This window comes from Streptomyces beijiangensis (assembly GCF_017315755.1).
Classification (GTDB): Bacteria; Actinomycetota; Actinomycetes; order Streptomycetales; family Streptomycetaceae; genus Streptomyces; species Streptomyces beijiangensis.
The window spans coordinates 1-460 of sequence record NZ_JAFLRJ010000970.1; the positions used below are offsets into that span (position 1 = coordinate 1).

Genomic DNA, 460 nt, shown 5'->3' on the forward strand with positions numbered 1-460 from the left:
CCCACAGCACCGACAGACCTATCAGGCCATATGTCTCCCGGTAGGCGCTCGTCCGCTTCCGCCCTGGGTACCGTGCGCCTATGAAGATCGCCAGCGGGCTACTCGCGGGAAAAACCGCCCTCATCACCGGCGCAAGCAGCGGAATCGGTGCCGCGGCAGCACGCGTGTTCTGCCGCGAAGGAGCCTCCGTCGTCCTCGTCGCCCGCCGCAAGGACAAACTGGCCGCCCTCACCGACGCCCTGCGCGCCGACGGATACCCCGCCCACTACACCATCGCCGACATCACCCAACCCGAAGAAGCCGCCCACGCCGTCGACATGGCACTGGAACACTTCGGCTCCCTCAACGTTGCATTCAACAACGCCGGCACCAGCGTCCCACCCGCCCCCCTCCACACCCTCGACGACGCCTCCTACGACCACGTCATGAACACCAACGCACGCGGCGTATGGAACTGCAT

Annotated in this window: 1 protein-coding gene; it reads left to right on the top strand. The window is 66.3% G+C overall.

Translation table 11 applies throughout. The annotated features are described in order from the left end of the window. Positions 1-80: 80 nt before the first annotated feature. A partial coding sequence (locus tag J0695_RS40135; protein WP_206969749.1) for an SDR family NAD(P)-dependent oxidoreductase occupies positions 81-460 on the top strand: 380 nt, incomplete at its 3' end.